This is a genomic window from Streptomyces luteosporeus (assembly GCF_039532865.1).
Lineage (GTDB): Bacteria > Actinomycetota > Actinomycetes > Streptomycetales > Streptomycetaceae > Streptomyces > Streptomyces luteosporeus.
Genome location: NZ_BAAASL010000025.1, coordinates 1 through 24903, shown reverse-complemented (window position 1 = coordinate 24903; position 24903 = coordinate 1). Strand labels below are relative to the sequence as shown.

Here is a 24903-nt window from a genome sequence, read left to right as displayed (position 1 = left end):
CGGCTCTCCTTGTGCGGTCCCTCCCTTGGCCCCGGCCGCGGGTGTAGGCGAGGATCTGCGCCATGGACCTGCTGAACACGCTGGTGGACAAGGGGCTGCGGCGCGAGCTGCCGACCCGCGAGGAGGCGCTGGCCGTGCTGGCGACCTCCGACGACGAGTTGCTCGACGTGGTCGCGGCGGCCGGAAAGGTACGCCGCAGGTGGTTCGGGCGGCGAGTGAAGTTGAACTATCTCGTCAACCTCAAGTCCGGGCTGTGCCCGGAGGACTGCTCCTACTGCTCGCAGCGGCTGGGGTCGAAGGCCGAGATCCTCAAGTACACCTGGCTCAAGCCGGAGGACGCCTCCAGGGCCGCGGCGGCGGGCATCGCCGGCGGCGCCAAGCGGGTCTGCCTCGTCGCCAGCGGTCGCGGTCCGACCGACCGGGACGTCGACCGGGTCTCGAAGACGATCGAGGCGATCAAGGAGAACAACGAGGGCGTCGAGGTGTGCGCCTGCCTCGGCCTGCTCTCGGACGGCCAGGCCGAGCGGCTGCGCGCGGCGGGTGCCGATGCCTACAACCACAACCTCAACACCTCCGAGGCCACGTACGGCGACATCACCACCACCCACACCTACGCCGACCGCGTGGACACCGTGCACAAGGCCCAGGCGGCGGGCATGTCGGCCTGCTCGGGCCTGATCGCGGGCATGGGCGAGAGCGACGCGGACCTGGTGGACGTGGTCTTCTCGCTGCGCGAGCTGGACCCGGACTCGGTGCCGGTCAACTTCCTCATCCCGTTCGAGGGCACGCCGCTGGCCAAGGAGTGGAACCTCACCCCCCAGCGCGCGCTGCGCATCCTGGCCATGGTGCGCTTCGTCTGCCCCGACGTGGAGGTCCGCCTGGCGGGCGGGCGCGAGGTGCACCTGCGCTCGCTGCAGCCGCTGGCGCTGCACCTGGCCAACTCCATCTTCCTCGGCGACTACCTGACCAGTGAGGGCCAGGAGGGCAGGGCCGACCTCGCGATGATCGAGGACGCCGGCTTCGAGGTCGAGGGCACGGACACCACGACGCTGCCCGCGCACCGCGCGGATGCGGTCGCCGCCGGCGGTTGCGGGGGGCACGCGAGCGGCGGCGGTTGCGGGCCGTGCGGCGACGGCGGCACGCCGGCCGCGCCGGAGGGCGCCGACGCGAGCGGCTGCGGCTCCGCGGGGGGCTGCGCTCCGGCTACGGCCGGTGCGCAGCAGGCCGGTGCCGTCCCGGCCGGTGTGTCCGGCGCGGCGGGACAGGCCGTGCCGGGCGAGGTGCGCAGCGACCTGGTGGCCGTGCGGCGCCGGGGCGCGGGCACGGACCTGCCGCCCAATGCCTGAGCCGCTGGAGGGGCCGCTCGATGCGGCCCGGCTGCTGGAGCTGGACCGGCGGCACGTGTGGCACCCGTACGGGCCCATGCCGGGCCGGCAGCAGCCGCTGGTCGTCGAGTCGGCGTCCGGGGTGCGGCTGCGGCTGGCCGGGGCGGCGCACGGCGGCCGCGAGGTCGTGGACGGCATGTCCTCGTGGTGGTCGGCCGTCCACGGCTACAACCACCCGGTGCTCAACGAGGCCGCCCGGGACCAGCTGGGGCGGATGAGCCATGTGATGTTCGGCGGGCTCACGCACGAGCCCGCCGTGCGGCTGGCCGCCCGGCTGGTGGAGATCACCCCGGAGGGCCTCGACCACGTCTTCCTCGCCGACTCCGGTTCGGTGTCGGTCGAGGTGGCCGTCAAGATGTGCCTGCAGTACTGGCATTCGGTCGGCCGGCCGGAGAAGCGGCGCCTGATGACCTGGCGCGGCGGCTACCACGGGGACACCTGGCAGCCGATGGCCGTGTGCGACCCCGACGGCGGCATGCACCACCTGTGGTCGGGGGCACTGCCCCGGCAGGTGTTCGCCGACGCTCCCCCGCACGACCGCGACACCGCCGCCCTGCCCGCGTACGCGGCGCACCTGCGCGAGACGCTCGCGCAGCACGCGCACGAGCTGGCGGCGGTGATCGTCGAGCCGGTCGTGCAGGGCGCGGGCGGCATGCGCTTCCACGACCCGTCCCTGCTGCGGGTGTTGCGCGAGGCGTGCGACGAGCACGACGTGCTGCTGGTGTTCGACGAGATCGCGACGGGCTTCGGCCGCACCGGCGAGCTCTTCGCGGCCGGTCACGCGGGCGTGACCCCCGATGTGATGTGCCTGGGCAAGGCGCTGACCGGTGGGTACGTGACGCTGGCGGCGACGCTGTGCACCCCGCGCGTGGCCGACGGGATCAGCTCCGGCGAGGTGCCGGTGCTCGCCCACGGCCCGACGTTCATGGGCAACCCGCTCGCCTGCGCGATCGCGAACGCCTCGATCGACCTGCTGCTCGGCCAGGACTGGCGCACCCGGGTCAAGGACATCGGCACCGGGCTGCGCAACGGCCTGGCCGGCGCCGCGGACCTGCCGGGCGTGCGGGACGTACGGGTCCTGGGCGCGATCGGCGTGGTCGAGCTCGACCACGAGGTGGACATGGCGGCCGCCACGGCCGCAGCGGTGCGGGAGGGCGTGTGGCTGCGCCCCTTCCGGAACCTGATCTACACGATGCCGCCGTACGTCACCGGCGACGAGGACCTGGCGAGGATCTGCGCGGCGGTGTGCGCCGCCGCGCGGGAGGGATAGGAGCGCAAGATGTCGGTGCTGGTCGTGTCGGGCACGGGCACGGAGATCGGCAAGACGGTCGTCACGGCCGCCGTCGCGGCGGCCGCGCTGGCCGCCGGGAAGTCGGTGGCCGTCCTCAAGCCGGCCCAGACCGGGGTGGGCCCCCACGAGCCGGGGGACGTCGCCGCGGTGCGGCGCCTGGCGGGCGAGGAGGTCACCGGCGTGGAGATCGCCCGCTTCCCCGACCCGCTGGCCCCCAACACGGCCGCCCGCCGGGCCGGGCGGGAGCCGGTGCGCCCGGCGGAGATCGCCGAGGTGGCCTCCCGGCTCGCCGAGGAGCACGACCTCGTCCTGGTCGAGGGTGCGGGCGGGCTGCTCGTCCGTCTGGACGACGAGGGTGCGACCCTGGCCGACGCGGCCGGGCTGCTCGGGGCCCCGGTGCTCCTCGTCGTCCAGGCCGGGCTGGGCACGCTCAACACCTCCCAGCTGTCCACGGAGGCGCTGCGCTCGCGCGGCCTGGCGTGCGCGGGCCTGGTCATCGGCAGCTGGCCGGCCGAGCCGGACCTCGCCATGCGCTGCAACCTGGCGGACCTGCCCGAGGTCGCGGGCGCGCCCCTGCTCGGCTCGGTGCCGGAGCACTCCGGCGGTCTGGACGGCGCGGCCTTCCGGCGCCTGGCGCCCACCTGGCTGGCTCCCCGGCTGCACGGCAACTGGACGTGCGAGGCGCTCCTGCCGGCCGCATAGTGGTGCTCCGGCCCGAAGCGAGCTGTCCTAAGGGGTTGGCGCCATGGGCAAGACCATCGAGATGTACTGGTGGAACGACCAGCCGAACCTCGGGGACAGGCTCAACCCGCTGATCGTCGAGCGCCTCTTCGGTGTGCGGGTGCGGCGGGTGGAGATGGAGCGGGCCACGTTGGTCGGCATCGGGTCGTGCCTGCACCGGCTGGCCCGGTCGATCGCCGCCCGGCCCCGCGACATCCACGTCTGGGGCACGGGCTACCCCTTCGACGAGGAACCGGCGATCGGGCACGCCTGCGTGCGGCACTGGGCCATCCGGGGGAGGCTGACCCAGCGGCACAGTGCCCTGGACGGGGTCACGCTGGGCGACCCCGGGCTGCTGGCCTGCCATCTGGTGGACGCCCCGCGCAAGGACGCCCCGGTCGGGCTCGTCCCGCACCTGTGGAACCGCGCGGACGCCGAAGTGCTCAGGGCCAGGGAGCGCTTCCCGCGGCTCAAGGTGATCGACGTGCGGCGGCACCCGGTCGAGGTGATGAAGCAGATCGCCTCCTGCGAGGTCGTCCTGTCCTCCGCGCTGCACGGCCTGGTGATCGCGGACAGCTTCGGGGTGCCCAACCAGTGGGTGACCTTCACGACGCCGCCGCACGGCGGCGAGTGGAAGTTCCGCGACTACTACTCGGTGTACGACATGCCGCCGCCGGCTCCCCGGCCCTTCCGCGCGGACATGCTGCAGCGGGCGCAGCTGGAGCAGGTGGCCGCGGCGTACCGGCCGCGCGAGACGGCCCGCATCCAGCGCTCGCTCGTCCGGGCGTTCCCCCGCGACCACATCTGACCGGCGCTACAGCACCGACAGCTCCGCTTCCAGGTCGTCCAGGCCCAGGGAGCCCATGGACAGCGCGGCCATGTGCCAGGCCTTCGCGTCGAACGCCTCGCCGTGGGCCTTGCGGGCCGCCTCGCGGCCCGCGAGCCACGCCCGCTCGCCGAGCTTGTAGCCGATGGCCTGGCCCGGCCAGCCGAGGTAGCGCACCAGCTCGCTCTCGACGAAGTCCGCCGGGCGCCCGCTGTGCAGGCCGAAGAACTCCTGCGCCAGCTCGGGCGTCCAGCGCTCGCCGGGGTGGAACGGGGAGTGGGCGGGGATCTCCAGCTCCAGGTGCATGCCGATGTCGATGATCACCCGGGTGGCCCGCATCATCTGCGCGTCCAGGTAGCCCAGGCGGCGCTCGGGGTCGGTGAGGAAGCCCAGTTCGTCCATCAGGCGCTCGGCGTACAGGGCCCACCCCTCGACGTTGGCGCTCACCAGGCCGACGGTGGCCTGGTAGCGCGAAAGGCTGTCGGCCACGTGCATCCACTGCGCGAGCTGCAGGTGGTGGCCGGGCACGCCCTCGTGGTACCAGGTGGAGACCAGGTCGTAGACGGGGAAGCGGGTCTGGCCCAGGGTGGGCAGCCAGGTGCGGCCCGGGCGGGAGAAGTCCTCCGAGGGCTCGGTGTAGTACGGGGCGGCCGCGCCGCCGGGCGGCGCGATGTGCGACTCCACGCGCTTGACGCGCTCGGCCAGTTCGAAGTGGGTGCCGTCCAGCGCCTCGATCGCCTCGTCCATCAGCTCCTGCAGCCAGACGCGCACCTCGTCGACGCCCTCGATGTGGGTGCCGTGCTCGTCGAGGTGGGCCAGCGCCTCCCAGGGCGTCTTCGCGCCGGGCAGGATCTTCTCCGCCTCCAGCCGCATCTCGCCGAGGATGCGGTGGTACTCCGACCAGCCGTAGGCGTACGCCTCGTCGAGGTCGAGGTCGGTGCCGTTCCAGTAGCGCGAGAAGCGGGCGTACCGCTCGCGCCCCACCACCTCCGGCGCGCCGGCGACGGCGGGCGCGTACGTCCCCTCCAGCCAGTCGCGCAGTGCGGCCAGGCCGCCGGTGGCGACGCGTGCCGCCTCGTCGAGCTCGGTGCGCAGTGCGGCGGGGCCGTCGGCGGTGAAGTCGCCGAACCAGCCGGCGCCCGTGCCGATCCACTCCCGCAGCTGTCCCAGCACGGTGGAGACCTGCCGGGGCCCGGCGAACAGGCCGCGCTCCAGGCCCTCGGCGAGCGTGGCGCGGTAGCCCTCCAGGGCCGCCGGGACGGCGCGCAGCCGGGCGGCGATCGCCGACCAGTCCTCGTCGGTGGCGGTGGGCATGAGGCTGAAGACGTCGCGCACGGAGTGCAGCGGCGAGTGGATGTTGCTGACCGTGCGCAGGTGCTCGCCGGTGTCGTGCAGGGCGAGCTGGGCGGTCAGCCGTTCGCGCAGCAGCCGGGCGCAGCGCCGCTCCCGTTCGTCGTCGGCCCCGGAGCGTCCTTCGGCCTCGGTCAGCCGCTCCAGGGTGGTGCGGGCCAGGGCGGCGAGGGCGTCGCAGCCCCCGGGCGAGAAGTCCGGCAGGTGCGGGGCGGACTCGGGAATGCCGAGGTAGGTGCCGGTGATGGGGTCGAGTTCGGTCAGGGCGGTGACGTAGGCGTCGGCGACCTGGCGGGGCAGGAGCGCGCTGCTGGTGTTCGGCATGGCCTCATCCTCGTACGCCACCGGCGCCCGCGTCACCGGCATTTCGCTCACGGCTGCCGGGTGCTCGGCGCACGCTCCTCGTACCGTGCGCCGGGGGTCGCGGGCGCCGGGGCGGGGGCGAGGCGGGCGGTGATGACGAGGGTGCCCTCCTCGACCTGGTAGTCCAGCGGCAGGCCGAGGGAGCGCATGGTCGCGACGATGCCGGTGTTGGCGGCGGTGGTGACGGCGTAGACGCTGTCGCAGCCGGTGTCGGCGGCCATCTCCACGAGCCGGCGCAGCAGTTCGCCGCCGATGCCGCGCCGCTGCCAGGCGTCCTCGACCAGCAGCGCGACCTCGGTCTCCTCGCCGTCCCACAGCAGGTGGCCGAGGGCGACGAGGCGGCCGGAGCGGGTGCAGGCGGCCAGGGTGCGGCCGAAGCGGGGGCCGAGCAGGTGGCCGAGGTAGCGGTCGGCGTCGCGGACGGGGCCGTGGTAGCGGCGGGCCAGGGTGGCCGGGGAGCAGCGCTCGTGCATCTCCCGGGCGGCGACCAGGTCACCGGGCCCGGCGCGGCGCACGGTGATCTCGTTGCCCTCGGGCAGGGTGAGCACGTCACCGCGGTGCGGGACGCGCGGGCCCAGCCGGGCGTCGAGTTCGACCAGGGCCCGGGCGCGGGCGAACTCGGTGGGGGTGAAGGGCAGGTGGGGCCGCTCGATGGTGATGGTGCCGCCGGCGGGGTCGCGCAGCCGCATCACCGTCTCCTCCCACACGCCGTCGTGCGGTACGGGTTCGGTGGCGGCGCCGCTGCGCGGGGAGCGGGCCGGCGTGGAGCGGATGGTGCAGCGGCCGAGCAGCTGGCGCAGGGCGAGGGGGAGTTCGGCGGGGTCGACGGCGGTGCGGGTGGCCAGGCGCAGGACGCGAGTGGGGGCGTCGACGAGGTCGTGGGCGTCGGCGCGCTCCAGCCAGGTCGAGCGGCCGCCGCCGGTCGCGGCCGCCCGGGTCAGGTCGGCGGGCGCGAGCGCGGCGGGAGCGCGCAGGAGCAGCTCGTCGACGGTGGCGTCGCCGAGGGGGTGGGTCTGCAGGGAGAGGATGTCGACGCCGCGGTCGGCCAGGGCCCGGCCGAGGGCGGCCAGGCTGCCGGGGCTGTCGCGGACGGTCGTGCGCATGCGCCACAGCGCGGTCGCGTCCGGGCCGGGCGTGGGGGCCGGTGCGGACGGTGCGGGGGGCGGGTGGTCCGCGGTGCGGGCGCGGCGCCGGGAGAACCAGGTGTGGAACGCGGCGGTGGCCAGCAGGGCGCCGGCCGAGGCGACCAGCAGGGCGGGGCCGTCGGGACCGTGGACGACGGTGTCGGCCACGCAGTCGGCGGTGGCGACCGCGGTGAACACGGCGGCCAGTTCCGCCAGGTCGCGGCGCCAGTGGTGATGCCGGGGATGGTGCCGGCGCGTGTCGTCAAGACTCCGGGCCGTGGTCTCGGGGGTCTCGTCGCTCATGCGCCCACCCTGACGGACGGGTGTTGCGTGATCACGAACGCTCTGTGTCCGGTGAGTTACGGACGCTTCTGTTCGCTTCTGTGGCCGGTGGGCGGATTCCGCCGGCCCTCCTTTCGCATACGCCGTTCGTCGTTTACGCCGTCCGGCACGGCGGACAGACTCATGGACATGGACATCACGGTCCCGGTGCCGGGCGGCATGGTGTGGGCGCAGGACACGGGCGGGGAGGGCATGCCGGTCGTCCTGCTGCACCCGGGGGTGGGCGACTCGCGGATCTGGGACGGCGTGGTGCCGCTGCTGGCACCGCACCACCGGGTGATCCGCTACGACGCGCGCGGCTTCGGGCGCTCCCCCGCACCGACGGTGTCGTACTCCAACGCGCGCGACCTGGCGGTGGTCCTCGACCACTTCGGGCTGGAGCGGGCCGTGCTGGCCGGCTCCAGCCTGGGCGGCGCCACCGCGGTGTCCGTGGCGCTCGCGGCCCCCGGCCGGGTCGCCGGCCTGGGGCTGCTGTGCCCGGGCGTCACCGGCTACCCCGAGCTGTCCTCGCCCGCGGTCACGGCCCGCATCGGGGAGCTGGCGAAGGCCGGCGACGTGGATGGGCTGGTCGAGCTGGGCCTGCGCACCTGGGGCGCGGCTGGCAGCGGCACCGACGACGAGGCCGCCGCCCAGCTGCGGGCGGCGGTCCCGGCGTGGTTCGCCACCCACCCGTACGTCACCCAGGACGCGCCCGCCTTCGACCGGCTCCCCGAGCTGGACGTGCCGTGCGTGCTGGCCCTGGGCGAGCAGGACCAGGACGAGGTGGTGCGCTGCAACGAGGCGATGGCGGCCCGCATCCCCGGCTGCCGCCTGGTGCGCTGGCCGCACTGCGACCACTTCCCGTCGCTGCGCGACCCGGGGGCGGTCGCCGGCCTCCTGCTGGAGCTGGCCGCGGGGCCGCGCAGCGCCCCGTAGGGGCGCGGGGCAGTGTCGATCTGCGGCTGCCGCCGCGCGGGCGCGATCGGCCACCGACGGCCCGCAGCCCCGTAGGGGCGCGGGGAACTGCGCGACAAGCCACGACGCGCCCGCAGATATGGTGCCATGCTGCGCCCGGACCGCGGGGGCGGTGCGTCGACTGCGGGCCGTCGGTGGTTAATCGCGCAGTTCCCCGCGCCCCTTCGGGGCACTGCCAGGCTTCAGGAGGCCAGCTCCAAGGCACGCAGCGCGTCCTCGACGGCACGGTGGAACGTCGGGTAGGCATGGATCATGTGCCGCAGCGTCTCGACCGGCACCTGGGCCTGGACGGCCACCGCCAGCCCGTACATCACCTCGCCGCCCACCGGGCCCGCGACGGTCGCCCCGGCCAGCACGCCCCGGTCGGCGTCCTCGACGAGTTTGACGAAGCCCTCGTTGCCCGCCTTGTGGATCCACCCGCGCGCCGAGGAGGGCAGGCTGGCGGTGCCGGTGCGCACGCGGGGCATCTTCTGCCGCGCCTGCTGCTCGGTCAGGCCCACCGCCCCCACCTCGGGGTCGGTGAACGTCACCCGGGGCAGGGCCCGGTAGTCGGCCTCGGGGCCGGGCTCGCCGAGGACGGTGCGCACCGCGATCTCCGCCTCGTACATCGCCACGTGGGTGAAGGCGCCGTGCCCGGTGACGTCGCCGACCGCCCACAGTCCCGGGGCGACACGCATCCGGCCGTCCGTGCGCAGGCTGCGCGCCCGCGGGTCCAGGCCGATCGTCTCCAGCCCGAGGTCGGCGAGGGCTGCCCGGCGGCCCGTCGCCACCAGCAGCTGCTGTGCCGTCAGCTCCTCGCCGCCGTCGAGCGCGAGGGTGAAGGCGTCCCCGTCGTGGCGGGCTCCGGTGGCGCGGGCGCCGGTGCGCATGGTCAGGCCCTCGGCGCGCAGCACCCGCTCCAGCAGGGCACCGGCCTCGGGTTCCTCGGCCGGCAGGAGGCGGTCGAGCGCCTCGACGACGGTGACCTGTGTGCCGAAGCGGGCGAAGGTCTGGGCCAGTTCGACGCCGACGGCGCCGCCGCCGAGCACGAGGAGCGAGCGCGGGGGTTCCTTCGCGGCGACGGCCTCCCGGTTGGTCCAGTAGGGCACCGTCTCCAGCCCGGGCACCGGCGGCACCTGCGGGTGGCTGCCGGTGGCCAGCACGATGCCGTGGCGGGCCTCGAAGACGCCGCCCTGCTCGCCCTCGACGGCCACCCGGCCCGGGCCCGCCAGCCGGCCGTGGCCGCGCACGAGCCGGCCGCCCTTGCCGGTGAAGCGGTCGGCGGCCACCTGGTCGTTCCAGTCGTCGGTGGCGTCGTCGCGGATGCGGGCGGCCACCGGGGCCCAGTCGGCGCGCACGTCGGTCGTGCCGGCCATGCCGGGCACGCGCCGGGCCTCGGCCAGCAGGTTCCCGGCGCGGATCATCATCTTGCTGGGGACGCAGGCCCAGTACGGGCACTCGCCGCCGACCAGCTCGGCCTCCACGCCGACCACGCCGAGCCCCGCGTCGGCGAGCCGGCCGGCCACGTGCTCGCCGCCCGGGCCCATGCCGATGACCACGACGTCCACCTGCTCGGCCACAGCGCCCGCCCTTCCTCGCGTCGGTTCCGCATGCCCACCATCCCACCGCGGCCGCGGGGTACGGGTCTGCGACGCGCCCCGGGCTGCGGGCGCGCCGCGGCCGCGGCGTAGGGTCATGATCGGTACGGGCCGCCGTACGGCGGCCCCCGGAGACAAGGAGGCAGCACCGTGCCCGTCAACGGACAAGCCCATGTGCGCATAGCCCGCCCGTCGCGCGACCTCGCGGCGGTGGAGCGGTTCTACACCGGCGGCCTCGGTCTGTCGGTGCTCTTCCGGAAGACGGCCGAGGAGGGCGCGCCGCCCGCCGAGGCCCACGCGTTGCTGATGGTGGGCTGGCCGGACGCCGGCTGGCACCTGGAACTGGTCGCCTCGCCCGACGGTTTCCCGCAGCCGGCCCCGACCGTGGAGGACCTGCTGGTGATCTACGCGGGCGAGGAGGTGCCCGAGGAGCTCGTGGCACGGCTGGAGGAGCACGGCGGCAAGCGGGTCCCCGCTCACAACCCCTACTGGGACACCTGGGGCGTGACGGTCGAGGACCCCGACGGCTACCGCCTGGTGCTGTCCACCCGCACCTGGTCGAACGCGGACCTCACCACCAACCTTCGCGGCCTGGGCAGCTGACCGCGCGTCAGCGCGAACCGTCGAGGACGACCCGGGCCACCAGCGCCGGGTCGTCGCTCATGGGCACGTGCCCGCAGCCGGGCAGCCTGACGAGCCGGGCCGCGGGAATGATCCGCTTCGCCCGCACGCCCTGGCGCCGCAGCAGCACCCGGTCGGCCGTGCCCCAGCCGATGGTCACCGGCATGTCGGGGACGTCCCCGGTGAAGACGAAGGAGCGCCCGGTCTCCAGCACCGCGTCGAAGGCGGTCGACTCCCGCATGGCGCGGATCTCGGCGAGCACCGCGTCGGGCGAACGGCGCCCGGGACGGGCGTAGATGGCGCTCGTCAGCGCCGCCCGGCCCGCAGCCGTGCGGGCGAGGCGGGCCACGGCGGGCTCGGGCAGCCGCAGGGCCCCCAGGCGCAGCCCTCTCAGCACGGCAAAGGCGTAGTTGCGCTCGGCCGGCGTCCAGAAGCCGCCCGGGGACAGGGCGGTGACGGACCGTACGAGCTTCTCCTGGCCCAGCCGCAGGGCGATCAGGCCGCCCAGGGAGTTGCCGGCGACGTGCGGCCGCTCCAGGCCCAGGGCCTCGAACAGGGCGCGCAGCATCCGCGTCACGCCGCGCAGGTCGTGGGGGATGCCCTCGGGGACGGCGGCGGAGCGGCCGAAGCCCGGCAGGTCCACGGCGATCACGTCGCGCTCGGCGGCGAGGATGCCCATGACCGGGTCCCAGACCTGCAGGTGATGGCCGATGCCGTGCAGCAGCACCAGCGGTTCGCCGTCGCCCAGCCGCTCGTAGGCCACCTCGACCGTGCGGTCCCCGGCGGGCGCGGCGACGGGGAAGGAGATCTTCTCGGCCATGGGGCGACTCCTCGCCATCGTGGTCACGCGTACCGAGACAGGATGTCAGCAACGGTTACCGCTGGGTAGAGGACGGTGCAAGATGGGTCCGTGACCACCAGCGAGACCCTGCTCGAAGCCTTCGAGGCACACCGTGCCCTGCTCACCGCCGTCGCCTACCGCATGCTCGGGCGCTTCGCCGACGCCGAGGACGTCGTGCAGGAGGCGTGGCTGCGCTGGTCCTCGGCCGGGCGCGAGGAGGTCCGGGAACCACGCGCCTACCTGGTGCGCGTGACCACCCGCCTCGCCCTCGACCGGCTGCGCCAGGTGCAGGCGCGGCGCGAGGAGTACGTGGGGCCGTGGCTGCCCGAGCCGGTGACCACCGCCTACACCACCGCCTGCACCGGCGCCGAACGCGCGGAGCTCGCCGACTCCGTCTCCCTCGCCCTGCTCGTCGTGCTGGAGTCGCTCTCCCCGCTGGAACGGGCGGTGTTCGTGCTGCGCGAGGCCTTCGACCTGCCGTTCAAGGACATCGCCGAGGCCACCGGCCGCAGCGAGGCGGCGGTGCGGCAACTGGCCGGCCGCGCCCGGCGGCACGTGGCCGAGCGCCGGCCGCGCTTCGACGCCGATCCGGCGCGCGGCCGCGAGCTGACCGAACGGTTCCTGGCCGCGGCGGGCGGCGGCAGCCTGCAGGACCTGCTCGCGCTGCTGGCCCCCGACGTCCGCCTGGTGGCGGACAGCGGCGGCAGGGCCAAGGGCCCCCGGCGGATCATCCACAGCGCGGACAAGGTCGCCCGCTTCCTGCTGGCGGTGGCCGCGGTGCCGCTGCCCGAGCCGGAGTACCGGCTGGTGGAGGTCAACGGCGGGCCAGCCCTGCTGCTGCTCTCCCGCGGCAGGCCCGACTCGGTCCTGTGCCTCGCCGTCGCCGAGGGCCGCGTCTCCACCGTCTACCTCATGCGCAACCCGGACAAGCTCTCCGGCCTGCGGCCGGTGGCACACACGGCCCGGGGGCATTCCGCCTAGGGCCTGTCCGGCGGGCCTTCGTCACGCAGCACTACGGCGCCCCGAAGGGGCGCGGGGAACTGCGCGATCGGCCACCGACGGCCCGCAGCCGACGAGCCACCCCGGGCCCCGGGCGCAGCACGGCACCTCATCTGCGGGCACGTCGTGGCTTGTCGCGCAGTTCCCCGCGCCCCTGACGGGGCGCCGTGGTGCCGCCGGACAGGCCCCGGTTGTATTGCCTAGAGCCCGCCGGCGACGCGCAGGACGGCTCCCGTGGTGTAGGACGCCTCCGGCGAGAGCAGCCAGGCCACCGCGCCGGCGATCTCGGCGGGCTCGCCGGCGCGCCCCATGGGCACGACGGCCGCCTTGGTGCGGGCGCGGTCCGGCGCGCCCATCGCGGCGTGGATGTCGGTGGCGATCAGGCCGGGCTGGACGGAGTTGACGCGGATGCCCTCGGCGGCGAGCTCCTTGGACAGGCCCACGGTCATGGCGTCGACGGCCGCCTTGCTCGCCGCGTAGTGCACGTACTCCCCCGGGCTGCCGAGCGTCGCGGCGGCCGAGGAGATGTTCACGATGGCACCGCCGGCGCCGCCGCGCCGGGTGGACATCTCCAGGGCGGCGCGGCGGGCGCAGATCAGGGCGCCGGTCACGTTGACGTCGAGGACGCGGCGCATGCGCGCGACGGGGGTCTCGGTGAAGCGGCCGAGCAGACCGGTGACGCCTGCGTTGTTCACCAGGCCGGTGACGGGCCCCAGTTGCGCGGTGGCGGCGTCGAAGAGCGCGTCCACGGCGGCCTCGTCGCTGACGTCGACGCGGACGGCCAGGCAGGCGGCGCCCGCCTCGCGCACCGCCGCCGCCGTGCGCTCGGCGGCCTCCTGCGCGTGCTCGTAGCCGATGGCCACGGCGTGACCGGCGCGGGCCAGGTGCAGCGCCACGGCCGCCCCGATGCCCCTGCTGCCTCCCGTGACCACGGTGACCTGTCCGGCGTTACGGCTCATGGTGCGCCCCCTGTTGTCGTGCTGTTGTCGTGCGTGTCCCTCCGGTGTGCACCGGTGGCGACGACCGTAACCGAGGGTGGATGCGCGGCAGGGCGCAGGGTGGCATTGGTCTTGACCAAGTACGCACGCCGCCCTATGGTCGCAGGCATACTGCAACAACCTTTAATAAAGAAGCGCGCAAAAAGCCTCGCGGAGGATCAGGGTGGGGACCACGCAACCGGAAGCGGTGCCGGAGCCGAAGTACTGGCACCTGAAGACCGTCCTCAGTGACGCACTGGACTCCGAGTTCGCCGTCGGGGAGATCCTGCCCAACGAGCGCGATCTCGCGGCCCGTTTCGGTGTCGCGCGGGCCACGCTCCGCCAGGCGCTGGAACAACTGGAGCTGGAGGGACGGCTGCAGCGCCGCCGGGGGGTGGGCACCAGCGTCGCCCCGCCGCGCATGGGCGTGGCCGTCACCGACGCGGGCCCGAACCGGCCGGGCGCCGCCGGCGACGCCTGGCAGCCGATCGGCAGCGCGTGGGAGGCACCGCCCGCCGCCGTCGCCCGGCTGCTGGAGACCGAGCCGGGCGCGTGCGTGCACATCGTGCGCCGCACCCGCCGTACGCGCGGTCAGATCGTGGCCGCCGAGCTGCTCTACGTCCCTGCCCGCAGCGTTCCCGCCCTGGCCGCCGGGCCCGCCGAGGACAGCACGGCCGTGCTGCACGAGCTGCAGGCGCTGCCCCTGGACGGCCAGGACCGCTCCGTGGAGCTGGGATCGGCCGGCGCCGACGAGGCCCGGCAGCTCGACCGGCTGCCCGGCTCGCCCGTGCTCGTCGTCACCACACGCTACGTCGCCGCCGGGCGCACCGCGGCCGTCGCCGTGGCCACCTACCGGGCGGACACCTGCAAGCTGACCTTCGGCGAGAGCACCCCGCCGGCCGTGGCCCTCGCCGGCTGACCGATCCGCAACGACCGCCGGGCAGGCGCTAGCGGCGCGCCGTGACCGTGCCCTCGACCGCGAAGAGCTCCGCCTCGACGTGGTCGAGGGCCAGGCGCAGCGCGCCGGTGGCCACCGCGGCCTCCCCCAGCAGGGACTGGGCCACCTTCGGGGGGCGCAGGCAGTAGCGGGCCAGCTCGGTGCGCAGCGGTTCGAGGATGCCGTCCAGGCCCGCGGCCCAGCCGCCGACGACGACCAGTTCGGGGTCCAGGGCGAGGACGAGTGCCGCCACGTCGTGCACCAGGCGGCGCAGATAGCGCTGCACGGCGGCCCGGGCCGGCTCGTCGCCCTCCGCCGCGAGCGCGAAGACCCGGGCCACCTGGGCCTCGTCGAGCGGGTGCAGCGGCTCCCCGGTGGGCGAGAGCACTTCTTCCGGGGTGGCCTCGCGGCCCAGCAGGTGCAGGGCGCCGATCTCGCCGGCCGCGCCGCCGAAGCCCCGGTGCAGCCGGCCGCCGATGAGCGCGCCGGCGCCGGGGCTCAGCCCGGCCAGCACGAAGACGAGGTCGTCGCTGCCGGTGCCCGCGCCCTTCCAGTGCTCGGCGACCGCGGCGGCGTTGGCGTCGTTCTCCACCAGCACCGGGCAGCGGAAGGAGCGCCGCAGCCGGTCGCCGAGCGGCAGCCCCGTCCAGCCGGGCAGGGCGGTGCTCAGCCGTACGGTGCCGTCGGCCTCGACGATGCCGGGGCTGGCCACGCCCACCGCCCGCAGGGCGGTGCGCGGGACGCCCGCGCGCGCGAGCAGGTCGGCGACGGCCTCGCGGGTGCGCTCCAGGCGCTGCTCGGCCGGGTCGCTCTCGTGCACCTCGGCCTGGGCGGAGCCCACGATGCGGCCGCCGAGGTCGGCCAGCAGGACGGCGACGCGGTGCGCACCGATCTCGATGCCCAGCAGGTGGCCCGCCTCGACCCGGAAGCGGAAGCGCCGGGCGGGCCGGCCCTGGCGGCGGGCGGCGCCCTCGTCGGCGGCCGCCTCCACGACGAGGCCGGCGCCGATCAGGCCCTCGACCACGCCCTCGACGGTCGGCCGGGACAGGCCGGTGACCTTGACCAGGTCCGTGAGGGTCGGGGCCTGGGCGGCGCGCAGCGCGTGCAGCACCACTGCCGAGTTGATCCGCCGCAGCAGGGACGGGTCCCCACCGGTGAGCCGCCCCAACGTGCCGCCTCCTCGCTTTGCGCTCCCTTTGCCCGCTCGCCCGCCACGGATCGTATCCGCTGCGCGTCCGGGCGGCGAGCGCCGGGCTCCTCAGCCCGTGGCGCCGGCCGCCTCGCGCAGCCGGGCGAACTCCTCGGCCATCTTCGGCAGCGTCCAGTGGGCGTTGAGGCCGCTGGGGTTGGGCAGCACCCAGATCCGGGTGTCGCCGATGGTCCGCTCCTGGGGGCCGATGCGCGCCCGCCGGTCGCCGAAGGCGACGCGGTAGGCGGTGACGCCGACGACCGCGAGCCACCCCGGCCGCAGCAGCTTCACCTTCTCCACCAGGACGGCCCCGCCCTCGCGGAACTCCACTTCACCGATCTCGTCGGCGCGGGCCGTGGCCCGGGCGACGACGTTGGTGATGCCGAGCCCGTAGGCGAGCAACTCCCGCTCCTCGGCGGGCTCCAGGCGGCGGGGCGTGAAGCCGGAGGCGTGCAGGGCGGGCCAGAAGCGGTTGCCGGGCCGGGCGAAGTGGTGGCCGGTGGCCGCCGACATCAGGCCCGGGTTGATGCCGCAGAACAGCACCTTCAGGCCGTCCGCGACCACGTCCGGCACGAGGCGGTCGCGGGCGGCCTGGAGTTCCTCCTGGGTGAAGGAGCGCCTCAGAGGATCGCCCCCGGCGTGTACTCGGCGGCCTGCGGGTGGCGCTTGGCGAGGTCCTCGATGCGGGAGACGACCGAGCCCACCTGGTCGGCGGCGGCACCGGTGAAGGACAGCTTGTCGGCCATCAGAGCGTCCAGCGCGGCGCGGTCCAGCGGGATGCGCTCGTCGGCGGCGAGCTTGTCCAGCAGCTCGTTGCGCTCGGCGCCCTGCTCGCGCATGGCCAGCGCGGAGGCCACCGCGTGCTCCTTGATGACCTCGTGGGCGACCTCGCGGCCCACCCCGGCACGCACGGCGCCCATGAGCACCTTGGTGGTGGCCAGGAAGGGCAGGTAGCGGTCCAGCTCGCGGGCGACGACGGCCGGGAAGGCGCCGAACTCGTCGAGGACGGTCAGGAAGGTCTCCAGCAGGCCGTCGAGGGCGAAGAAGGCGTCCGGCAGGGCCACGCGGCGCACCACGGAGCAGGAGACGTCGCCCTCGTTCCACTGGTCGCCGGCCAGCTCGCCGGTCATCGAGGCGTAGCCGCGCAGGATCACCATCAGGCCGTTGACGCGCTCGCAGGAGCGGGTGTTCATCTTGTGCGGCATCGCCGAGGAGCCGACCTGGCCGGGCTTGAAGCCCTCGGTGACCAGCTCGTGGCCGGCCATCAGGCGGATGGTCTTGGCCAGCGACGAGGGGGCCGCGGCCAGCTGCACCAGGGCGGTGACGACGTCGTAGTCGAGGGAGCGCGGGTAGACCTGGCCGACGGAGGTGAAGGCCTGGCCGAAGCCGAGGTGGCCGGCGATGCGCCGCTCCAGCTCGGCGAGCTTGCCGGCGTCGCCGCCGAGCAGGTCGAGCATGTCCTGGGCGGTGCCCACCGGGCCCTTGATGCCGCGCAGCGGGTAGCGCTGCAGCAGCTCCTCCAGGCGGTGGAAGGCGACCAGCAGCTCGTCGGCGCCGGTCGCGAAGCGCTTGCCGAGGGTGGTGGCCTGGGCGGCGACGTTGTGCGAGCGGCCGGCCATGACCAGCTCGCCGTGCTCGGCGGCGAGGCGGGCCAGGCGCGCAAGGACGGCGACGGCGCGGTCGCGCACGAGCTCGAGGGAGAGCCGGATCTGCAGCTGCTCGACGTTCTCGGTCAGGTCGCGGGAGGTCATGCCCTTGTGGACGTGCTCGTGGCCGGCGAGGGCGTTGAACTCCTCGATGCGGGCCTTGACGTCGTGGCGGGTGACCTTCTCGCGCTCGGCGATCGAGGCGAGGTCGACCTGGTCCAGGACCCGCTCGTAGTCGGCGAGGGCCGCCTCCGGCACCTCGATCCCCAGGTCCTTCTGGGCGCGCAGCACGGCCAGCCACAGCTGCCGCTCCAGCTTCACCTTGTGCTCGGGGGACCACAGCACGGCGAGCTCGGGGGAGGCGTAGCGGCCGGCCAGGACGTTGGGGATGCGGGGCTTGGAGGACACAGGTGCAGTCACGTGGCGAAAGTCTACTGGCGGAACGCGCAGGCCGGCGCCCCGGGTGGATTCGTGCCTTGCTACGAGAGACCGCCCGGGCGCGCGCCCGCGCCCGGTCGGCCGAGCGTCACCGGCAGGAGCGCGTTGGTGCCCGGGGCGGCGCCGGCGTGACCGGCGAAACGATCCGCCGGTCACACGGCGTTGACCACGGCGCCGGTTCCGTCCTGCCAGCGCCGCCAGGTGCTCACGCAGCCGGGGGCCGCGGCGTCGACGGGGGTGACCCAGAACGCCTTGCCGTCCTCGGCGCTGACGTGGGCGCCGTTGCGGCCGTCGCCGGAGGAGCGCCCCGTCAGCCGCCGGCCGATCCAGGGGCCGAGGTGCTCGCGCGCGAAACGCAGGTCGGCGGTGCGCCGGGCGGCCCAGCCCGGGCGGACGGCGGGCGGCAGCGGGGCCCGCCAGTCGTCCTCGGGCTCGTGGCCGAGCGCCTGCCACACCGCCTCGGCCACGCGGCGGTGGCCCTCGGCGTTCAGGTGCAGCCGGTCCTCGGCCCACAGCCGGGAGTCCCCCAGGGTCTCGGAGGAGAACAGGTCGACGACCAGCGCGCCGTGCCGCTCGGCCAGTTCGTCGATGAAGCCGAAGAGGTGCTCCATGCGCGGCCGGAAGCGTTCGAGGACGGGGCCGCGCCGGCCGGGGCTGCGCATGAGCACCAGCTGCCGGCAACTGGGGGCGAGGCGGCCCGCGGCCTCGGCGAGGCGGGCGCAGACCAGGTCCACGTCGCAGCCGGGCCGCAGGACGTCGTTGAGCCCGCCGACCAGGGTCACCAGGTCCGCGCCGAGGTCGGCGGCGGCCCGGGTCTGCTCGTCGGCGATCTGGCCGATGAGCTTGCCGCGCACCGCCAGGTTGGCGTACCGGAAGCCGCTCGTCCGCCCGGCGAGCCGGGTGGCGAGCAGATCGGCCCAGCCGCGGTAGCGGCCGTCCGGCAGTGCGTCGGACATCCCCTCGGTGAAGGAGTCGCCGACGGCGACGAAGCTGGTGTACGGGCGGGATGCGGCGTTCATCGGCATGGCCCGCAAATCCTACCGCCGGCCGCGTCTCACGAGCGGGTGCCCACCAGCTGCCGGAGCACGTCCTCCAGCATGACCAGGCCGGTGAGCCGGTCGTTCTCGCCGATGGCCGCGGCCAGGTGGGCGCCCGTGCGGCTCATGGCGCGGATGACGTCGTCCAGCGGGGTGTCCGCCTGCACCCGGGCGATGGGCCGCAGCCGGCGCAGCGGGAAGGGCGCGGTGCGGGGCCGGGCGTCCAGGGCGTCCTTGACGTGCAGGTAGCCCAGGATCCGTCCGGCGTCGTCGGTCACGGGGAAGCGGGAGTAGCCGGAGGAGGCGGCCAGGTGCTCCAGTTCCTCGGGGGTGATCCCGAAGGGGGCGGAGACGACCTTCTCCAGCGGCATGACCACGTCCCTGACCGGGCGCGTGCCGAGCCTCAGGGCGTGGCGCAGCCGTGCGGTGGCCCGCTGGTCGAGCAGGCCGGCCTCGCTGGAGTCGGCGACCATGCGGGAGAGCTGCTCGTCGGAGAAGGCGGCGGTGATCTCGTCCTTGGGCTCGACCCGCAGCAGTTTCAGTGCGCCGTTGGCCAGCTGGTTGATGGTGAAGACGAACGGGCGCAGAGCGCGGGCCAGCGTCACCAGCGGCGGGCCGAGCAGCAGCGCGGTGCGCACGGGCTCGGCGAGCGCGATGTTCTTGGGCACCATCTCGCCGAAGAGCATGTGCAGGTACGTCGCGACGGCGAGCGCGATGACGAACGAGACGGGGTGGACCAGCTGGTGCGGCAGGCCCACGGCGTCCGCGACGGGCCCCAGCAGGTCGGCGATGGCCGGCTCGGCGACCACGCCGAGGACCAGCGTGCACAGGGTGATGCCCAGCTGCGCCGCCGCCATCAGCGCGGAGATGTGCTGCAGGCCCCACAGCACGGCCCGGGCCCGGCGGTCGCCCTGCTCGGCGTACGGCTCGATCTGGCCGCGGCGCACGGAGATCATGCCGAACTCGGCGCCGACGAAGAAGGCGTTGGCCACGAGCGTGGCCAGGCCGATGAGCAGTTGCAGGAAGGTCATCGGCCCGCCTCCCCGGCGCCGTCGGCGCTCGCCTGCCGCTCGTGCGGCAGGGGGGCCGTCAGCAGGACGCGGGCGGCGCGGCGCCCGGAGTCGTCGGTGACCTCGATCCGCCAGCCGCCGGCCGCCACGGTGTCGCCCCGGGCGGGGATGCGGCCGAGCAGGGCGGCCACCAACCCGGCGAGCGTCTCGTAGGGGCCCTCGGGGGCCCGCAGCCCGATGTGTTCGAGCTGGTCGGTGCGGGTGGCGCCGTCGGCGTCGTAGCGCTTGCGGCCCTCGGGGTCCCGGCCGGCGGGGGCGAGGTCGGGCAGCTCCAGGGGGTCGTGCTCGTCGCGGACCTCGCCGACGACCTCCTCGATGATGTCCTCCAGGGTGGCCACGCCGGCGGTGCCGCCGTACTCGTCGATGACGATGGCCATGGTGCGCTTGCCGGAGAGGCGGTCGAGCAGCCGGTCCACGGTCAGGGACGCGGGGACGAACAGCGGCTCGCGCATCAGGGTGGCGACGGGGCGGCGGGGGCGCTCGTCGGCGGGTATGGCGAGGACGTCCTTGATGTGGGCGGTGCCCACGACGGTGTCGAGGGTGTCGCGGTAGACGGGGAAGCGGGACAGGCCGGTGGCCAGGGTGGCGTTGGCGACGTCCTCGGCGGTGGCGCGCTCGTCCAGGGCGATGACCTGCACGCGCGGGGTCATCACGTTCTCCGCGGTCAGGTCGGCCAGGTTCAGGGTGCGCACGAACAGCTCGGCGGTGTCCGCCTCCAGGGCGCCGGCGCGGGCGGAGTGCCGGGCGAGGGCGATGAGTTCCTGCGGGCCGCGCGCGGTGGCGAGCTCCTCGGAGGGCTCCAGGCCCAGGCGGCGCACCATGTGGTTGGCGCTGTTGTTCAGGTGCCGGATCAGCGGGCGGAAGGCGGTGCTGAAGGCGCGCTGCGCGCCGGCCACGTGGCGGGCGACGGGCAGCGGCCGGGAGATCGCCCAGTTCTTGGGGACCAGCTCGCCGACGACCATCAGCACCACGGTGGACAGGACGGTGCCCAGCACCAGCGCGGTGGAGGAGGCCGCCGAGGCGGGCAGGCCCGCGGCCGCCAGCGGGCCGGTGAGCAGGGCCGCGATGGACGGCTTGGCGAGCATGCCGATGACCAGGCCGGTGAGCGTGATGCCCAGCTGGGCGCCGGAGAGCTGGAAGGTCAGGCCGCGCACGGCCTTCAGCGCGCTCTCGGCGCCGCGCTCGCCCTTCTCGGCCGCCCGCTGCAGCTCGGCGCGCTCGACGGTGGTGAGGGAGAACTCCGCGGCGACGAAGACGGCGCAGGCCAGCGTGAGCAGCAGCGCGATCCCCAGGAGGAGGAGCTCGGTCATCGGTTCACCTCCGTCCCATGGTCGGGCAGGGGCGGAAGGACCGCGCGATGTCGGTTCCGGGGATGGCTACTGGGAGGCTCGCCCATGGGCGGACGCTCACACCTTTCGTGTGCGGGGTTCCGTCGGCTGTACTGATGCCCCTCCATGGTAAAGGAGAGGCAAAACAGCGTGGGATTCAGTCGCGCAGGTGCGCGATCACCGGTGCGAACTCCTCCATGTACGGCTCCAGGATCGTGAAGTAGCCGAAGCCGTACCGCGCGCGGTGGGCCCGCAGGCGCTCGGCGATCTCCTCGACCGAGCCGGAGAGCAGCGCGGGGTGGGCCAGCAGCTCGTCCTCGGTGAGATGCGACACGTCACCGATCAGGTCGCCGGTCCTGGCGAAGGGATCGCCGCCGACGGTCACGATCTGGACCAGGAAGTTCAGCTCGGCGGGCGCGAGCCCCGCGGGCCGCTGCCCGGCCTCGAAGCGACGGAAGGCGGCCACGCGCTCCTCCAGGGCGGCGGGCGCGTGCAGCCGCGGTGCGCCGTCGGGGCCGGCGCCGCCCCCGGTGAAGGCCATGGTGGTGGCGTGCCGGGCGGCCAGGCGCAGCACCCGGTCGCCGTTGCCGCCGATCACGATCGGGACGCGCGGCTGGACGGCCGCGGGCACGTGCCCGGGGTCGGCGAGCAGCCGGCCGACCTCGTCGACCGTACGGGCCAGGTGGTCGACGCGCTCGCGCGGCGAGCCGAACGGCAGGCCGGCGCGCTCGTGCTCGGCCTGCGCGTAGCCGGTGCCCAGGCCCAGCTCCAGCCGGCCGCCGGTCAGCCGGTCGGTGGTGGCCACCTCGCGGGCGAGCAGCGCGGGGTTGTAGAAGCCGGAGTTGAGCACGTAGGTGCCCAGCCGGGGCCGTTCGGTGACCTCGGCGGCGGCCACCAGGGAGGGGAAGGGGGCCGGCATGCCGAGGTGGTCGGCCACCAGGATCACGTCGTAGCCGAGCTCCTCGGCCCGGCGGCACTTCTCGCGCCACTGGGCGCCCGTGCCGGCGGTGAACATGTTGACGGCGAAGCGGAAGGGCCGGTCGGCCTGATGCGTCATGGAGACCCCCTCGGTGATCGATGATCTTGACGATCGCCACCGTAGGGGAGGATCCCTCCGTTTGCTCGTGGATTTTCCGGCGCTCCTACCCGTCCGCCGGGCGTCTGGCCGAGCCCAGGACGTGCGGCGCGTGCGGCATCGGGATCCTGCCGCCCGGCACCAGCAACCGTCTGCAGGTCACCTGCTCGAACCCGGCCGCCCGGATCGCCGCCAGCGGGTCACGGGCGGTGTGGCACCCGCCGAACAGCACCGGCCACACCGTACGGTCCAGGGCCCGCTGCACCTGCGCCGGCACCCGGCCGCGGGCCACCCCGTGCTCGTAGAACCGCAGCTCGCCGCCCGGCTTCAGCACCCGGCGCAGCTCCGCCAGCGACCGCCGCACGTCGCGGACGGAGCACAGCACCAGGCTCACCACCGCCGCGTCGAACGCCTCGCTCTTGACGGGCAGCGCCTCGGCGGCACCGGGCACCACGTCCACCGGCACCCCGGCCCGCACGGCGGCCTCCACCGCCAGCCGGCGCAGCAGGCGCTCCGGCTCGATCGCCACGACCTCCGAGACCGTGCCGGGGTAGTGCGCGAAGTTCAGCCCCGCGCCGGCGCCGATCTCGATCACGCGCCCCGACAAGCCGGCCACGAGCTCCCGGCGGTGGGCCCGCACCCCGGCACGCTCGTCGAGGGCGGGAGCGACGCGCGCGTAGAAGCGCGCGAAGAGGGGGTGGTGCACGGGGTCGTGCGCGGTTCTGGTCCGGTGCGGCATGGCGGACCCCTTCCTGACGGCTACCGGGATCCTTCCCAGAGGGGGTGTTCCCCCACCCCGCCCGCTCACCGTTTCCCGGGGCGGTCGTGGTGTCGACGCTCGCGGCGTCAGCAGCCGCAGTCGGCGCCGTCGACCGGGGCCGTGAGGGGGTCGGGGGCGGACTGCGTCCGGCCCTGCCACGTCTCGACCTCGTAGCCCTCGCGGATCCAGTACTCGATGCCGCCCAGCATCTCCTTCACTTGGTAGCCCCGGCGCGCCAGCGCCAAGGCCGCCCGCGCGGCGCCGTCGCAGCCGGGGCCCCAGCAGTGGACGACGACCGGCACGGCCGCATCGAGGAATGCGCCGGCCAGCTGCGGGATCTGCGCCGTGGGCAGGTGCACCGCACCCGGCACGTGACCCTGGTCCCACGCCGCCGTGGAACGGCAGTCGACCACGGTGAAGTCCGCCGTGCCCGCGGCCAGCGCGGCGTGGACGTCGGCCACGTCGGTGTAGAAGGTCAGCCGGGCGGCGAAGTGGGCCGCCGCTTCGGCGGGCGTGGCGAGGGTGGCGGTGACGGCGGTGTGCGTCATGGCGGTGTTCGTCATGCCGGTAAACCTACGGTCCGTGATCAGTGGCCGGAACGAACGATCCACGGGAAAGGTATTGCCCCGCCGGGGATTCCGCTGCTAGACATCGCCCATGACCGGGTATTCCCCTGACGCCACCGACTGGCGCATCCTCGACGCCCTGCAGAGCAACGGCCGTGCCGGCTACGCCGAGTTGGCGCGGGCGGTGAACATGTCCGCGAGCGCGGTCACCGAGCGGGTCAGGCGACTGGAGGAGGCCGGAGTGATCGGCGGCTACACCGCCGTCGTGGAACCCGAGAAGCTGGGACTGCCCGTCCTCGCGTTCGTGCGCCTGCGCTACCCCAACGGCAACTACAAACCCTTTCACGACCTGCTGGCCGCCAGGCCCGAGATCCTGGAGGCCCACCACGTCACCGGCGACGACTGCTTCGTGCTGAAGGTCGCCGCCGGTTCCATGCGCCACCTGGAAGAGGTCGCCGGCCGCATCGGGGCACTGGGCGCGGTGACGACCAGCGTGGTGTACTCCTCGCCGCTCCCCCGCCGGGCGCTCAGCCCGCGGAGCGAGCCGTCCGGTGCCGTACGGCCGAGCCGGAGCGCTCCTTGACGACCTGCAGCTGAGCGGGGATGCGCCGGCGCAGGTCGGCGACGTGGCTGACGATGCCCACGGCGCGGTCGCGTTCGCGCAGGGAGTCGAGGACGTCCAGCACTTCGTCGAGGGTCTGCTCGTCGAGGCTGCCGAAGCCCTCGTCGATGAACAGCGTCTCCAGCCGGGTGCCGCCGGCCTCCTCGGTGACCACGTCCGCGAGGCCCAGGGCCAAGGAGAGGGAGACGAAGAACGTCTCGCCGCCCGAGAGGGTCGCCGTGTCGCGCTCGCTGCCGGTCCAGGCGTCGACGACGTGCAGGCCGAGGCCGGAGCGGCCGCGGCCGCCGGCCCTGGCGTCGGAGTGGACCAGCGTGTAGCGCCCGGCCGACATCCGCTGCAGGCGGGCCGTCGCCGCCGCGGCGACCTGTTCCAGCCGGGCGGCCAGCACGTACGACTCCAGGCGCATCTTGAGCTCGTTGCGGGCGGAGGTGCCGGCGGCCAGCGCGGCCAGCTCCGCCACCCGGTGGTACTCCTCGCGCAGCGGCGCGAGCCGCCGCACGTCGGCGGCGGCCTCGGCGGACAGCCGGTCCAGCTCGTCGCAGCGGGTACGGGCCGCGGCGGCCCGGGCGAAGGCCCGCTGCAGCGCCTCGTGCGCGGCGTCGGCGGCGGCCCGGGCGGCGGCCGGGTCGGCGGGGGGCGCGGCGGCCGCCGCGACCAGCTCCGGGTCGGCCAGCTCGGCGGCCACCGCCAGTTCCTCGGCCCGCCACTGTTCGAGCCGCTGCCGCAGCTCCCGCTGCCCGGCCGCGTCCAGCAGGGCGCCGGCCGCCTCGCCCGGCCCGGCGAAGCCGGCGCGGGCGGCCGCGCCGGCGAGGTCCGCCTCGGCGGGCGCCCTGGCGGGCGGGCGGGCCGCCTCGCGCGCGGCCTC

General features: G+C 74.9%; 24 protein-coding genes. 9 read left to right on the top strand and 15 right to left on the bottom strand.

The window, feature by feature from the left end:
* The first annotated feature begins 62 nt into the window (after window positions 1-62).
* From bioB to ABD361_RS26430, 4 genes are read left to right on the top strand one after another with little or no spacing between them, the layout of a single operon-like run.
* Window positions 63-1346, top strand: a complete 1284-nt coding sequence (bioB, locus tag ABD361_RS26445) for a biotin synthase BioB (RefSeq protein WP_344438731.1) — start codon at window positions 63-65, stop codon at window positions 1344-1346.
* Window positions 1339-2655 carry an adenosylmethionine--8-amino-7-oxononanoate transaminase gene (locus ABD361_RS26440; protein ID WP_344438729.1) on the top strand — a complete coding sequence of 439 codons (1317 nt, stop codon included), beginning with the start codon at window positions 1339-1341 and terminating at the stop codon, window positions 2653-2655. The genes bioB and ABD361_RS26440 overlap by 8 nt, the downstream gene beginning before the upstream one ends.
* Before the next feature lie 9 nt (window positions 2656-2664).
* Complete coding sequence (gene bioD / locus ABD361_RS26435; RefSeq protein ID WP_344438728.1) at window positions 2665-3378, top strand: dethiobiotin synthase; 714 nt, start codon at window positions 2665-2667, stop codon at window positions 3376-3378.
* 43 nt (window positions 3379-3421) lie between these two features.
* Window positions 3422-4204, top strand: coding sequence for a polysaccharide pyruvyl transferase family protein (locus ABD361_RS26430; protein WP_344438726.1), 783 nt, complete (start codon window positions 3422-3424; stop codon window positions 4202-4204).
* A 6-nt stretch (window positions 4205-4210) separates the two neighbouring features.
* Here the strand turns inward: ABD361_RS26430 and ABD361_RS26425 are convergent, their stop codons facing one another.
* A complete protein-coding gene (locus ABD361_RS26425; RefSeq protein WP_344438724.1) occupies window positions 4211-5896 on the bottom strand; it encodes a DUF885 domain-containing protein in 1686 nt (561 codons plus the stop codon).
* Window positions 5897-5943: 47 nt separating this feature from the next.
* A complete protein-coding gene (locus tag ABD361_RS26420) occupies window positions 5944-7362 on the bottom strand; it encodes a GNAT family N-acetyltransferase (protein ID WP_344438722.1) in 1419 nt (472 codons plus the stop codon).
* A gap of 168 nt (window positions 7363-7530) precedes the next feature.
* Here ABD361_RS26420 and ABD361_RS26415 point away from each other — a divergent pair, with 168 nt between their 5' ends.
* A complete protein-coding gene (locus tag ABD361_RS26415) occupies window positions 7531-8316 on the top strand; it encodes an alpha/beta fold hydrolase (protein ID WP_344438720.1) in 786 nt (261 codons plus the stop codon).
* A 221-nt stretch (window positions 8317-8537) separates the two neighbouring features.
* Here the strand turns inward: ABD361_RS26415 and ABD361_RS26410 are convergent, their stop codons facing one another.
* Complete coding sequence (locus ABD361_RS26410; RefSeq protein ID WP_344438717.1) at window positions 8538-9914, bottom strand: dihydrolipoyl dehydrogenase family protein; 1377 nt, start codon at window positions 9912-9914, stop codon at window positions 8538-8540.
* Between the two features lie 168 nt (window positions 9915-10082).
* Between ABD361_RS26410 and ABD361_RS26405 the strand changes: the two genes are divergently transcribed.
* Window positions 10083-10535 (top strand): VOC family protein, encoded by a 453-nt coding sequence (locus tag ABD361_RS26405; protein WP_344438715.1) that lies wholly within the window; start codon window positions 10083-10085, stop codon window positions 10533-10535.
* A gap of 7 nt (window positions 10536-10542) precedes the next feature.
* Here the strand turns inward: ABD361_RS26405 and ABD361_RS26400 are convergent, their stop codons facing one another.
* Window positions 10543-11373 carry an alpha/beta fold hydrolase gene (locus ABD361_RS26400; protein WP_344438713.1) on the bottom strand — a complete coding sequence of 277 codons (831 nt, stop codon included), beginning with the start codon at window positions 11371-11373 and terminating at the stop codon, window positions 10543-10545.
* A gap of 90 nt (window positions 11374-11463) precedes the next feature.
* Here ABD361_RS26400 and ABD361_RS26395 point away from each other — a divergent pair, with 90 nt between their 5' ends.
* On the top strand, window positions 11464-12375 hold the full coding sequence (locus ABD361_RS26395) for an RNA polymerase sigma-70 factor (protein WP_344438711.1): 912 nt from the start codon (window positions 11464-11466) through the stop codon (window positions 12373-12375).
* Window positions 12376-12593: 218 nt separating this feature from the next.
* Here the strand turns inward: ABD361_RS26395 and ABD361_RS26390 are convergent, their stop codons facing one another.
* Window positions 12594-13352, bottom strand: a complete 759-nt coding sequence (locus ABD361_RS26390; RefSeq protein WP_344438709.1) for an SDR family oxidoreductase — start codon at window positions 13350-13352, stop codon at window positions 12594-12596.
* Window positions 13353-13554: 202 nt separating this feature from the next.
* Here ABD361_RS26390 and ABD361_RS26385 point away from each other — a divergent pair, with 202 nt between their 5' ends.
* Window positions 13555-14289 carry a GntR family transcriptional regulator gene (locus ABD361_RS26385; protein WP_344438707.1) on the top strand — a complete coding sequence of 245 codons (735 nt, stop codon included), beginning with the start codon at window positions 13555-13557 and terminating at the stop codon, window positions 14287-14289.
* A 28-nt stretch (window positions 14290-14317) separates the two neighbouring features.
* Here ABD361_RS26385 and ABD361_RS26380 read toward each other — a convergent pair whose 3' ends face one another.
* The 9 genes from ABD361_RS26380 to ABD361_RS26340 all read right to left on the bottom strand — a co-directional run bounded on the left by ABD361_RS26380 (window position 14318) and on the right by ABD361_RS26340 (window position 23413).
* Window positions 14318-15475 (bottom strand): ROK family transcriptional regulator, encoded by a 1158-nt coding sequence (locus tag ABD361_RS26380; RefSeq protein WP_344438705.1) that lies wholly within the window; start codon window positions 15473-15475, stop codon window positions 14318-14320.
* Between the two features lie 90 nt (window positions 15476-15565).
* Window positions 15566-16069 (bottom strand): G/U mismatch-specific DNA glycosylase, encoded by a 504-nt coding sequence (gene mug / locus ABD361_RS26375; protein ID WP_344438703.1) that lies wholly within the window; start codon window positions 16067-16069, stop codon window positions 15566-15568.
* Window positions 16070-16116: 47 nt separating this feature from the next.
* Window positions 16117-17550, bottom strand: a complete 1434-nt coding sequence (purB, locus tag ABD361_RS26370) for an adenylosuccinate lyase (protein WP_344438882.1) — start codon at window positions 17548-17550, stop codon at window positions 16117-16119.
* A gap of 182 nt (window positions 17551-17732) precedes the next feature.
* Window positions 17733-18605, bottom strand: coding sequence for an SGNH/GDSL hydrolase family protein (locus tag ABD361_RS26365; RefSeq protein WP_344438701.1), 873 nt, complete (start codon window positions 18603-18605; stop codon window positions 17733-17735).
* 29 nt (window positions 18606-18634) lie between these two features.
* Window positions 18635-19648, bottom strand: a complete 1014-nt coding sequence (locus tag ABD361_RS26360) for a hemolysin family protein (RefSeq protein ID WP_344438699.1) — start codon at window positions 19646-19648, stop codon at window positions 18635-18637.
* Entirely contained in the window at window positions 19645-20997 is a 1353-nt protein-coding gene (locus ABD361_RS26355) for a hemolysin family protein (protein WP_344438696.1), read from the bottom strand. The genes ABD361_RS26360 and ABD361_RS26355 overlap by 4 nt, the downstream gene beginning before the upstream one ends.
* Before the next feature lie 175 nt (window positions 20998-21172).
* Window positions 21173-22072 carry a TIGR03621 family F420-dependent LLM class oxidoreductase gene (locus ABD361_RS26350; protein WP_344438694.1) on the bottom strand — a complete coding sequence of 300 codons (900 nt, stop codon included), beginning with the start codon at window positions 22070-22072 and terminating at the stop codon, window positions 21173-21175.
* An 85-nt stretch (window positions 22073-22157) separates the two neighbouring features.
* Entirely contained in the window at window positions 22158-22829 is a 672-nt protein-coding gene (locus ABD361_RS26345) for a class I SAM-dependent methyltransferase (protein ID WP_344438692.1), read from the bottom strand.
* A 107-nt stretch (window positions 22830-22936) separates the two neighbouring features.
* Complete coding sequence (locus tag ABD361_RS26340) at window positions 22937-23413, bottom strand: rhodanese-like domain-containing protein (protein ID WP_344438690.1); 477 nt, start codon at window positions 23411-23413, stop codon at window positions 22937-22939.
* Window positions 23414-23507: 94 nt separating this feature from the next.
* Between ABD361_RS26340 and ABD361_RS26335 the strand changes: the two genes are divergently transcribed.
* A complete protein-coding gene (locus ABD361_RS26335) occupies window positions 23508-23999 on the top strand; it encodes an Lrp/AsnC family transcriptional regulator (RefSeq protein WP_344438688.1) in 492 nt (163 codons plus the stop codon).
* Here ABD361_RS26335 and ABD361_RS26330 read toward each other — a convergent pair.
* Window positions 23944-24903: SbcC/MukB-like Walker B domain-containing protein (locus ABD361_RS26330; RefSeq protein WP_344438686.1), on the bottom strand; the 960-nt coding region annotated here is incomplete at its 5' end. The genes ABD361_RS26335 and ABD361_RS26330 overlap by 56 nt on opposite strands.

Bases quoted from the DNA above. Each gene is read 5' to 3' on its own strand.
- ABD361_RS26415 (WP_344438720.1), top strand. From the start codon at position 7,531: ATGGACATCACGGTCCCGGTGCCGGGCGGCATGGTGTGGGCGCAGGAC.
- ABD361_RS26425 (WP_344438724.1), bottom strand. From the start codon at position 5,896: ATGCCGAACACCAGCAGCGCGCTCCTGCCCCGCCAGGTCGCCGACGCC.
- ABD361_RS26390 (WP_344438709.1), bottom strand. From the start codon at position 13,352: ATGAGCCGTAACGCCGGACAGGTCACCGTGGTCACGGGAGGCAGCAGG.
- ABD361_RS26345 (WP_344438692.1), bottom strand. From the start codon at position 22,829: ATGCCGCACCGGACCAGAACCGCGCACGACCCCGTGCACCACCCCCTC.
- ABD361_RS26340 (WP_344438690.1), bottom strand. From the start codon at position 23,413: ATGACGAACACCGCCATGACGCACACCGCCGTCACCGCCACCCTCGCC.
- ABD361_RS26440 (WP_344438729.1), top strand. From the start codon at position 1,339: ATGCCTGAGCCGCTGGAGGGGCCGCTCGATGCGGCCCGGCTGCTGGAG.
- ABD361_RS26420 (WP_344438722.1), bottom strand. From the start codon at position 7,362: ATGAGCGACGAGACCCCCGAGACCACGGCCCGGAGTCTTGACGACACG.
- bioB (WP_344438731.1), top strand. From the start codon at position 63: ATGGACCTGCTGAACACGCTGGTGGACAAGGGGCTGCGGCGCGAGCTG.
- ABD361_RS26400 (WP_344438713.1), bottom strand. From the start codon at position 11,373: ATGGCCGAGAAGATCTCCTTCCCCGTCGCCGCGCCCGCCGGGGACCGC.
- ABD361_RS26365 (WP_344438701.1), bottom strand. From the start codon at position 18,605: ATGCCGATGAACGCCGCATCCCGCCCGTACACCAGCTTCGTCGCCGTC.
- ABD361_RS26430 (WP_344438726.1), top strand. From the start codon at position 3,422: ATGGGCAAGACCATCGAGATGTACTGGTGGAACGACCAGCCGAACCTC.
- ABD361_RS26350 (WP_344438694.1), bottom strand. From the start codon at position 22,072: ATGACGCATCAGGCCGACCGGCCCTTCCGCTTCGCCGTCAACATGTTC.
- bioD (WP_344438728.1), top strand. From the start codon at position 2,665: ATGTCGGTGCTGGTCGTGTCGGGCACGGGCACGGAGATCGGCAAGACG.
- ABD361_RS26355 (WP_344438696.1), bottom strand. From the start codon at position 20,997: ATGACCGAGCTCCTCCTCCTGGGGATCGCGCTGCTGCTCACGCTGGCC.
- ABD361_RS26335 (WP_344438688.1), top strand. From the start codon at position 23,508: ATGACCGGGTATTCCCCTGACGCCACCGACTGGCGCATCCTCGACGCC.
- ABD361_RS26360 (WP_344438699.1), bottom strand. From the start codon at position 19,648: ATGACCTTCCTGCAACTGCTCATCGGCCTGGCCACGCTCGTGGCCAAC.